Annotated in this window: 10 protein-coding genes; 3 read left to right on the top strand and 7 right to left on the bottom strand. The window is 42.0% G+C overall.

Annotation, left to right across the window (positions count from 1 at the left end):
- The first annotated feature begins 164 nt into the window (after window positions 1-164).
- Both CXF61_RS00905 and CXF61_RS00900 read left to right on the top strand, forming a co-directional pair.
- Window positions 165-872, top strand: coding sequence for a hypothetical protein (locus CXF61_RS00905; protein WP_165596808.1), 708 nt, complete (start codon window positions 165-167; stop codon window positions 870-872).
- Window positions 873-988: 116 nt separating this feature from the next.
- Window positions 989-1,729, top strand: coding sequence for an MHYT domain-containing protein (locus CXF61_RS00900; protein ID WP_165596807.1), 741 nt, complete (start codon window positions 989-991; stop codon window positions 1,727-1,729).
- Between the two features lie 128 nt (window positions 1,730-1,857).
- Here CXF61_RS00900 and CXF61_RS00895 read toward each other — a convergent pair whose 3' ends face one another.
- Entirely contained in the window at window positions 1,858-3,009 is a 1,152-nt protein-coding gene (locus CXF61_RS00895) for an ATP-grasp domain-containing protein (protein ID WP_165596806.1), read from the bottom strand.
- A 288-nt stretch (window positions 3,010-3,297) separates the two neighbouring features.
- On the opposite strand from CXF61_RS00895, the gene CXF61_RS00890 reads away from it, so the two are divergent.
- Window positions 3,298-4,572: a TerD family protein gene (locus tag CXF61_RS00890; RefSeq protein ID WP_165596805.1), complete on the top strand. Its 1,275-nt coding sequence runs from the start codon at window positions 3,298-3,300 to the stop codon at window positions 4,570-4,572.
- A 123-nt stretch (window positions 4,573-4,695) separates the two neighbouring features.
- Here CXF61_RS00890 and CXF61_RS00885 read toward each other — a convergent pair whose 3' ends face one another.
- The 6 genes from CXF61_RS00885 to CXF61_RS00860 form a co-directional block, all read right to left on the bottom strand.
- Window positions 4,696-5,304 carry a TerD family protein gene (locus tag CXF61_RS00885; protein ID WP_057760836.1) on the bottom strand — a complete coding sequence of 203 codons (609 nt, stop codon included), beginning with the start codon at window positions 5,302-5,304 and terminating at the stop codon, window positions 4,696-4,698.
- A gap of 76 nt (window positions 5,305-5,380) precedes the next feature.
- On the bottom strand, window positions 5,381-6,133 hold the full coding sequence (locus CXF61_RS00880) for a TIGR00266 family protein (RefSeq protein ID WP_057760834.1): 753 nt from the start codon (window positions 6,131-6,133) through the stop codon (window positions 5,381-5,383).
- 206 nt (window positions 6,134-6,339) lie between these two features.
- Window positions 6,340-6,915, bottom strand: a complete 576-nt coding sequence (locus CXF61_RS00875; protein WP_057760832.1) for a TerD family protein — start codon at window positions 6,913-6,915, stop codon at window positions 6,340-6,342.
- 454 nt (window positions 6,916-7,369) lie between these two features.
- Window positions 7,370-8,290: a glutaminase gene (locus CXF61_RS00870; protein ID WP_165596804.1), complete on the bottom strand. Its 921-nt coding sequence runs from the start codon at window positions 8,288-8,290 to the stop codon at window positions 7,370-7,372.
- A 246-nt stretch (window positions 8,291-8,536) separates the two neighbouring features.
- Window positions 8,537-9,604 carry a DUF475 domain-containing protein gene (locus CXF61_RS00865; RefSeq protein WP_101206443.1) on the bottom strand — a complete coding sequence of 356 codons (1,068 nt, stop codon included), beginning with the start codon at window positions 9,602-9,604 and terminating at the stop codon, window positions 8,537-8,539.
- 227 nt (window positions 9,605-9,831) lie between these two features.
- Complete coding sequence (locus tag CXF61_RS00860) at window positions 9,832-10,407, bottom strand: TerD family protein (protein ID WP_057760825.1); 576 nt, start codon at window positions 10,405-10,407, stop codon at window positions 9,832-9,834.
- Window positions 10,408-10,500 lie beyond the last annotated feature (93 nt).

Genomic DNA, 10,500 nt, shown 5'->3' with positions numbered 1-10,500 from the left:
ATAATATAAAAGATATACAAAAACTATTGTGTGGTTGATGTCTGAATATTTTTTATATTGTGAGAAAGCCAGTTGGTCGGACCTTTAAAACGTTATTCACATTAGTTTATCTAGATAGCTTGATATAAGAAAGCGTAGCAGTATTTTAAGAAAAGGAGTGCTCTGTGAAATTCTCTTGTGCATTAGAAACGTCTTCTGAACGTATTCGTCTGGTCAATGTTATTTCGCCGCTTATCAAAGCAGGTTATCAGCTGGTCTCCCAAAGACAAGAGGCTTCAGAGAATGGTGGTAATATCATTCATGTGATCGCAAGAAGCCTAGGCTCTAAAACGCAAGCAGATCTAATCGATGACTTGTCTTCAATTGAAGGCTGTACGCTTTTTAATCTAGAAATCGATGAAGAGGGCGGCTCGTCAGCTGCCCCTGCAAAGAAGACATTGGATGAGAAAAGCGTCTTATCAGCCATCGGTGCTTATTACCCTAAAATAGCAGATATTGTCAGTCAGTATGAAGATAGTTTACCTATTGAGCGACGTGTGACGGCATTGCAGGAGTTGGGTCGTAAGGTTGGCGGGGGTATTTACCAACGTGATTATTCACTTGGTAGTCCACTAAAGATGCCTACTACGATCACTCGTGAGCTTGTACCAGCACTAAAAGGCCTGTCTAAAGTTAAAGCAAAGAATAATGTAATTTATTTAATCAAATGTCCGTTCTGTAAGTCGTCAGATCATACTCACTCAGGATGCCATTTTATTGTAGGTTATATAGAAGGCTTTTTGGCAAGCAACCCTGCTATAGATGTGGTTCAAGTTGAAGAGACTAACTGCGGCGCAGGTAGTACCAATATTTGTGAATTTACCATTGGGTAAGAAAGACTGTGTGTAGATAACTTCATGTCAAAAAATCAACGAGCGAATGACGCACCGTGTTGCAATAAAAGTAACGTTATTTGACTCAATTCTTATGATAGATAAAAGGCAAAAAAATGATGGAAGTTGAATATAACTTACTTTTGGTGTTGGTCTCATACGCCATTGCAGTATTTGGTTCTTATGTTGGCTTAAACCTTGCCATTCGAGTACCTTCTGCTAAGCCAGGAACGGATTTGTATTTTTGGGTAGCGCTATCATCGATTGCTATCGGTGGTGCGATTTGGTCTATGCATTATATCGGTATGATGGCTGTAGATATGAAGATGCCTGTGACTTATGACTTAGGGCTAACAATTGTCTCAATGCTACTCGCGATTTGTTTCGTTGCAGTTGGTATTGTTATCGTAGGTCGTGGTGAACCAAGCGTTGCTAAGTTAATCGGTGGCGGTGTGCTTACGGGACTGGGTGTTGCAGCCATGCATTATACTGGTATGGCTTCTATGCAGATGGACGCTACCATGTCATACAATATACCGCTGCTTATCTTATCGATTGTGATTGCTATTGCAGCTGCTATCGCTGCGCTATGGTTGGCATTCAATCTACGTGGTACATTACAGCGTTTTGGTAGTGCCTTCATCATGGGTCTGGCAGTTTGTGGTATGCATTACACTGGGATAGCCGCGATGGAAATGACGATGACTGATCACTCAATGTCTATGGACTATACGCATGCAGGTGCCATATCTTCATCAATTATGATCTTCATCGGTTCAGCAATCGTATTGAGCTTACTATGGGTCATTGCTTCTAAAAATGCACCTAAGCAAGCGACACTAGCATTTGGCGAGTAATTTTAAACGCTCATTTTTAATATCAATTAAAAATGAAAATAAACAAGGGTTTTTAGATTAATATCTAAAAACCTTTTTTTGTGTCCGTTCAAATCATCTGCTAACCACGTGTATGCGTAGCGGATTATTTATTCATCATCCTTTTCAATTTTGACACTCATCATAATAGAGCGTACTTGGCATGGTTTAATATGCTGAATATTGGTCTCTAAGTTAGGTCTCTCTGATAGCCCCAACCAATAAGAAAATCCAGCTTGAGTCAAATCAATCCCGCTATGAGAAGTATACCCAATACCACCTGATGGACGACTATTGATCTCAAGAACACGGTGCTGACCGCTATCATCAGCTTTGGTTTGTACACTGACGATACCATCACAGCCAAAAGCCCTAATCAGTGGGATTACGACATCCATGACAGACTGCTCATAACCAACATGTTGTATTTTTCCGGTTTTATGACGAGTGACAGCAGCTAGGACTTCACCATATTCACAGACTACATCGATAGAGTATTCTTGCCCAGATAGATAAGGCATGAGCAGCATTGGAATAGGGCGCTCATGTACAATTTGGCTGTTAGCATAGGCATTCACAAATTGAGCTGTATTGATTTTTTTCTCTTCAGTGAAGTATAAGTGCTCAAAGCTATCGTACGCAGTACTATCTGCTTTACCCGTGTCTAGTCGCCAAAACCCTTGGGCAAAAATACCGACGACAGGTTTTACGCATAGAGGCTGGTCGCCATGTTCGGCTAATAAAGCCTCAAGCTCCGCCGTACTATCAAAACGCCATGCGTCTGCCACTGGGATATTATGAGTGTGACAATGCTGCATAAAAGCAAATTTATCATCGATTGATTCTAGTGCCGCTACGCTGGTTGCTCCCGTTAATAGTCGAATACCCGCAGCGTCGAATTTCTCACGATACACTTCATAGTCAATACCATTGCGCCCAGTCAGTAGTACTTTTACGTTATGCTTTTGAGCTTGTTCCAATACGAACTGCCAGCGTGGTATGGCAGGTTCGCTAGTCATTTGGGTGTCAGTATCTACAATCGAGTCAGTTGGCTCACGATAAATCATATCGGCGAATTCAAAAATTTCAGGTCTATCATGACGGTGTGAGGCAATAACTTGAAAAGGGTTGTTTGAAGGACTGCTTGATTTGCTCTTTAGACTTTGTAAGCTCTCCAACATATCACGCTGGCTAGATTGGCCTTCAGCTAACCACGCTGCTACTGGTATTGAAGGGTTACTATTATCAGCAAGATTATTCATAATTCTCTCAGCGTTATTATTAGGTATCGGGGAATGGGCAAGTCAATATTGCTACTGCAAATCTAGTAGTAATATTAGCAAAGGTATACGGTTTAATAGCACGTATTATATACAAATGATATGCGTTATAAACGACTCTGATAAAATAGTCATAGGGATTTGTAAGGACGACTTTAGTGCTTATATCGCGATTGTCTGGTTCAAAAAATTCATGATATCCATGCTACTATATGATGATAGTCGGCATGACAATGACAACAGCATAATAAATAATCTAAAGGACGTATGATGAGTCAAAACCAACCTCAAAAACTAATTGCAGGTGCCAATGCGCCACTACCAACTGACAATATTAGCATTCGTATTTTAAGCCAAAATGCTATTGATTGTGCCGCTTATCGCCTGACTACTGACGGTAAAGTACGCGGTGATGGAGACATGATATTTTATGGTCAGACACGTAGCGATGATGGTAGCGTTAGCTTCCGTGGTCATGACAGTGATGGGTTTTTTGATGTCAATTTGTCTGCACAGCCTGCAAGTATTGAGAAAATTGCCCTAGCGTTCTCTAGTGCGCAAACACTGTCGCAAGTTGGCGATGTGGATATTCAAGTTTTGCAGGGCAGTCAAGTACTGATGACCTGTCAGCTGAGTAGCGCAGGCCGTAATGAAAAAGCCATTATATTAGCTGAATGCTATCGCAGACAAGGAAGCTGGAAATTTCGTTTTATCGCCCAAGGTTTTGAAGGAGGGTTAAAACCTTTATCTGAGCATTTTGGTGTGGAAATCGCTGATGAAGCGCCTGCCCAAAATCATAACCCTGCACAAAGCCAACCTCAACCTATCAACACGCAGCGACCAATCAATACGCAGAAAGCAGGCAACACGTCTCAAGCTAACAACCCGCCACCGATTCATGCTAACTCTTCAATTAACTTAAGTAAAATAACCTTAACTAAAAATCAATCTAGCATTAATCTTAAAAAACGTGATGATTTTGGCAAAATTTCGGTCAATTTAGATTGGAATCAACGCCCCCAAAGTGATAAAGCAGCGCCCAAGAAAGGGATACTGGGAGATCTGTTTAAGCAGCATCAATCAAGCGGTATCGATTTAGATGTCGGCGCTATGATTCATCTAAAAAATGGTGAAAAAACCCTGATTCAAGCGTTGGGCAATCGCTTTGGTAGCTTGCAATCAGCGCCTTATGTTTGCCTACGTGCGGATGATAGAACGGGGCAGGTAAGCGGCGGTGAATGGCTAGATATTAACGGTCAGCAATGGTCACAGATTGAAGAAGTATTTATCTTTGCGTTTATTTACGAAGGCGCACCTAACTGGGAAAAAACCGATGGGGTTGTGACTATTCATGTCCCAGAGCAATCACCGATTGAGACACGTTTGACCGAAGGTGCTGGTAACTTACCGATGTGTGCCATTGCCCGTTTGGTCAATCAGCAGGGCAGTATTAATGTTGAGCGTATCAACCAATACTTTAAAGGTCACCAAGAAATGGACAAAGCATTTAACTGGGGCTTTAGCTGGAAACGTGGACGTAAATAGTATTTTTTAAGATCTCAATAATAAGCATAAAATAGCGGCCCATCTATCAATAGATGGGCCGCTATTTTTTGAAACAAACTACTCAACTAGATTGTTAATAATCCAGTTAAAGCCTAAAGTCAATTATGCATGCGGTGTGATAGCAGGCATTAAATCGTGGAAGGTGCGGCCAGAAGCTGTCTCGCCAATCGCATGCATTTTCCATTCATTGTTGTGACGATAAACCTTTGCCATTACCATCGCTGTATGTCCACCTTGGGCAGACAAGTTATAACGTGCTACTTCGCTATTGTTATTGGCATTAACGATACGGCAAAACGCATTTTCTACGGTCTCAAACGTTTGACCAGTAAAGCTATTGACCGTAAATACCAATGAAACCACATTGGCAGGTACTCTTGAGAGATCAACATTGATGACTTCATCATCGCCATCACCGTCGCCAGTACGGTTGTCACCAGTATGCACGATACTGCCGTCTTTCGATTTTAGCTGACTGAACCAAATTGCATCGACCGCTTGCTTGTTAGCGTCGAACATGATGCATGAAGCATCTAAGTCGATAGAGTCGCCGCCCGAACCGCCACCGAATAATTTTCCTAAGAAACCACCTTTTTTATCTTGTGGCCCTTGCGCAACATCCCAACCTAGACCTAGTTTAACTTGAGTCAGCTCGCCACCAGCTTCTTTGCTTAGGGAGATTTTTTGACCTTTTTGAAGACTAACTGCCATGTGAGTATCCTTATAATAATTGTGAGTAAAACCGTTTAGAAATAACGCTAAAGAGTGTTATAAATTGCGAAATGCACTATAAGATATTGTCTAAAAAGCCACCACCGCCGCCACGTCCACCTGAGCTACTACCTAGGACGCTTTGTATCCAACCTTGATAACTGTCACGATTGCGCGAGCAAATAATGACTTTGCCACTTCCTGAGAAGTTCAGAACCATCCCTTCGCCACTAGTAACAGAGTTGATAATATTGCTCATGATGCCTTTTTTCTTACTGGTCGAAACTGACAGTTTGTATTCAAGATTCGAATCCCAGCAGACTACATGACCATTATCAATGATAACGTCTTTGTCTGGTGTGACATCAATCTCAAACAACGAACCAAAACCAGATACCACGACTTGGCCTTGACCTTGGGTCTGCATCACCATAAAGCCGCCTGTATCACCAAACACTGCACCGCCTAAATTGCGCTGAATATTGGCTCTGATATCAACGCCAGTTTGGGCCGCGACAAACGCACCATCACTCAATGTATACTGCTGCTTGCCAACTTCTATGATTTGCATATCACCATCGAGCGTGGGCGCAAGCAAACAGTCGCCCTCACCATTAACCGCTTCAATCTGCTGTTGGAATAACGATTCATCGTTTGCAAAGCGGCGCATCAGTGACTGCATCAGGCCACCTTGTAGCTTACCTTTCAGCTCAAGATTGGACTCCATCATCACCATTGCATTGGCTTCACAATAAATTGAATCGCCTTTTTTAAGATTACAATGCAAAAAAGGTTCAATAGTACCGATTAAACTGAATGTTGCGGCCATGGCTTGCAAATCCTTATTCTAATATCTTTGTTAAATGCTCTTAATATGTGCGTGTGCTTTTAGGTGCTCTATAGATTTTAATGATAAGCCAATTAAATTTAAAGCCATCAAATGCGTTAAAGGGGCACACTTGATGGCTCATTAGATCATAACCAGACATCTGGTTATGATAATTGGCTTGCTAAACGTTTACGTTGGTTTTAACGTTAAACATTTACGCCATAAGAGGCTGCTAATGGTCCAAGACCACCGCTGAAGCCTTGACCAACCGCACGGAATTTCCAATCACCGCTGTGACGATATAATTCACCGAAAATCATTGCTGTTTCAGTACTGCCGTCTTCTGATAGGTCGTAACGAGCGATTTCAGATTCGCCATTGTCGTTTACAACGCGGATATAAGCATCACCAACTTGACCGAAGTTTTGATTACGTGCTTGGCCTTCATAGATGATGGCGCAGATAGCTACTTTGTTGACGTCAGCTGGAATGCTCGCAAGATTGATTTTGATTTTCTCATCATCGCCATCGCCTTCGCCAGTACGGTTATCACCAGTATGCTCAACGGCGCCATTATCTGATTTTAGGTTATTGAAAAAGATAAAATCTTGGTCGTTACGGACTTTGCCTGCTTCGTTAATCAAGAAACCGATTGCATCTAAGTCAAACTCTTGGCCGTCAGTGGCACGTGGATCCCAGCCTAGACCGACTGTAATGTTAGTTAAACCTGGCGCTTCTTTTGATAAGTTTACGTTGCCGCCTTTTGTTAAGCTAATAGCCATACAAATATCCTTTGGATTAATAGTTAAGTGGATTGAGTGATAAAAAATAAACTAAAAGTTGTGCAGTGACTGATACCTCAGAGCAAATAATAAAAACTTACCTGTATCCTATGCCCTGCATATCATTACGTTTTACTATACTAAGCGTTTGCTCACTAAGCAAGGCGTATTTTGTGCACTTACTATATGCTTACTAAGGGACATAATACTTCTGTATCTTTGATAATTTCTAATCAACTTAGCAATAGTCGTTAAGATATTGTTATGAAAAGTAATGTTTCATACAAAAGGGATTTAGCACAAAGGTAGCTTAGATAAAACAATCGCTTTAAAGAACACCGACTGACTATATGGGCTTAGAACAAACTAACTCATGGCTTAGGTATGCTTCGCAGCTAGTATGAGAGCATGGCATTATATAAAAAACCTATTTAGACAAATAGACATGTATCTCTTATTCTGCAAAAACCGACCAGCCAGTTTTTTGTACGAAGCGCTCTAGTGCTTTTAGTCCAAGCTTAGAGTTACCTACATGATCAAGCCCTGGTGACCAGACCGCGATAGAACCTTTACCAGGTGCTATCGTCAAAATACCGCCACCAACACCACTTTTGCCTGGTAAGCCCACGCGGTAAGCAAATTCGCCAGAACCATCATAATGACCACACATCATCATCAATGAGTTAATACGGCGTGCTCGTTTTTCATTGATTACACGTACTCCTGAGTGCTTATCAACTCCATTAGACACTAAATAAAGACCGGCACTGGCCAACTGTTGGCAGTTCATTGCAATTGAGCACTGATGAAAATACGTACCTAATACATTATCCACATCGTGTCTTAAACGACCAAAGGATTTCATAAAGTGCGCCAGAGAGGCATTTCGGTCCTTGTGCGCCATCTCAGAAGCCGCTACTTTATGATCAAAGCGAATTGACTCATCATCTGCAATGAGGTGAACAAACTGCAGGATTTCACCCAGTGTTTCTTTGGGTTTATGCCCCATCATAATAGCATCCACCACGGCAATGGCACCAGCATTGATAAATGGGTTGCGCGGTCGACCAGACTCATGCTCAAGCATCACAATTGAATTAAAAGGATCGCCAGATGGTTCGCGTCCGACGTGTGTCCAAAGTGTATCACCTAGCTTGCCAAGACCAATGGTTAAGGTAAACACCTTAGAGATACTTTGGATGGAAAACAGAGTGCTTGCATCACCTGCTGCATACATATGCCCATCAGGAGTCGCTACGGCTATACCGAACTGATTAGGATCAATATGAGCCAATTGCGGGATATAATCTGCGACTTTGCCGCGGTCAGTTTCTCTTGCCATCTCTGCGGCAATATCATCAAGAATTTTTTGCATATCGTTTATAGGGTCTTATTTCGACAATTTATTTAAGGACGAGGATTTTAACTGAAGATAGGGTAATAGTAACAGGGCAAACGTAATTTTAACCATTGATTGTCTTAATTATGGGTTATTCCGATATTTTGGGGCTTCCACAAGACCTAACAGTATGGCGAAATAATGTGAAAAAAAACAGGCCATACCTGATGATATGACCTGCTTAGATGTATAACTAGATACAGACTACACTGAGAACACGCCTTAGTTTAGGCTTGCTTTCTCAGCTTTACGATGCTGAAGTGACGCTAGCAGCGCCCAACCAATAAAGGCAATACCAATCAAACCAGTGATAATCTCTGGCACATGGAACTTCACTGACAATAGCATAATCAGTGCCAATGCGCCGATGGCATAATGTGCGCCATGCTCAAGATAGATGAACTCGTCAAGCGTGCCTTTGTCTACCAAGAAAATAGTCATAGAACGTACGAACATCGCACCAATTGCAAGACCTAACATGATAACAATCACGTCATTGGTGATTGCAAATGCGCCAATCACACCATCGAAACTGAATGAAGCATCTAGGACTTCTAAGTATAAGAAACCAATGATACCGCCCTTCATAATGGCACTGGTCGCCGCAGCGCCCGAACCATTTTCTTCGTTCTCTAGGTCTTCTTCCAGATCACCTTCAAGCATACCTGATACAACCTGTACGCCCAGATAAACCAAGATACCCCAAACACCTGCGATTAGAACAGCGCTTGACTGCTCTGCATTAGCCCACGATACCGCAATCATCAAGACGATAAGCGCTACAAATACGCTCATGGCATCGACTTTGCCTAGCTTGGCTAAACGGCTCTCAAGCCAGTCAAACCAATGCACATCTTTGTCATCAAAAATAAAGTTCAAGAATACCAATAGTAAGAAGATACCACCAAATGCTGAGATTTCCGCATGGTGTGCCATCAGTCTTGCTGAGTACTCTTCAGGGCTATATAAAGCCAAGTTGATGACTTCCATCATACCAAGGTCAGCAGTAACCGCGACGATGACAATAGGGAAGACCAATCGCATACCGAATACGGCGATTAGGATACCAACGGTTAAAAATATCTTTTTCCAAAATTCGTCCCAGCCCTTAAGGACTGAAGCATTGACCACCGCATTATCAAAAGATAATGAAATCTCCATGACGGCCAAAATAGCGGTAATAGAAAGAGTGGCTATCATGCCACCCATACCACCATGTGAATATCCCCACCATGCTGCTATTGCCAAAGCAATTGCGGTGAAGATAAAGTCTAAATAAAAATGTCTCATGACACATCCTGTATGGTTGCGTAAAGCTAAGGTCTACCTAGTATAGGCATGAACCGCAAAAAAGCGGTTATTACTAACCACTTTTTATGCATAATTTTAAACGAAACGTAAAGCATTACTAGTCATTTGGCCATTAAAAATTGTGACTATTTGCAACGATGGCGGTTTGCTATTTTGGACGTGATGACGGTGACTAATAACTGACTAAAGACCAGTAAATAATGGTTTTAAATATCGACACCGTATTGCTGACACATCGCTTGCAAACCGCCTGAATAGCCTTGACCAACAGCGCGGAATTTCCATTCACCATTGTGACGATATACTTCGCCAAACACCATTGCTGTCTCTACAGAGTAGTCTTCTGCTAAATCAAAACGTACGACTTCAGTGCCTGTTTCTTCATTAACAACACGGATAAAGGCATTGGCGACCTGACCAAAGTTCTGGCTACGCGCTGCAGCATCATGAATAGTCACCGTCACGACTACTTTATCTACGTCTGCAGGTACTTGAGTGAGATTTACTTTGATAACTTCATCATCACCATCGCCTTCGCCAGTACGGTTGTCACCAGTATGCTCGACAGCGCCATTGTCAGACTTCAGCTGATTATAGAAAATAAAGTCATGATCGCCGCGTACTTTACCCGCGCCATTTAGCAAAAATACGCTAGCATCAAGATCGAACTCCGCACCAGAAGTGGCGCGCTCATCCCAACCAAGACCGATAAGTAACTTGGTTAAATTTGGGTCGGTTTTCGTTAGCGATAAATTACCGCCTTTATTAAGTGATAAAGCCATGGTGTTATCCTTTTTATTAGACGTTAGTGGTTTTATAAGGTCATCGAAAAAAGGCGATGCTTACGCAATAACTGCGCAAATCCATCGCCTAGT

It is taken from the genome of Psychrobacter sp. 4Dc (assembly GCF_002836715.1).
Taxonomy (GTDB): Bacteria; Pseudomonadota; Gammaproteobacteria; order Pseudomonadales; family Moraxellaceae; genus Psychrobacter.
Note: the sequence above shows the minus strand (reverse complement) of the source record. Positions and strands in the feature narration are given on the sequence as shown.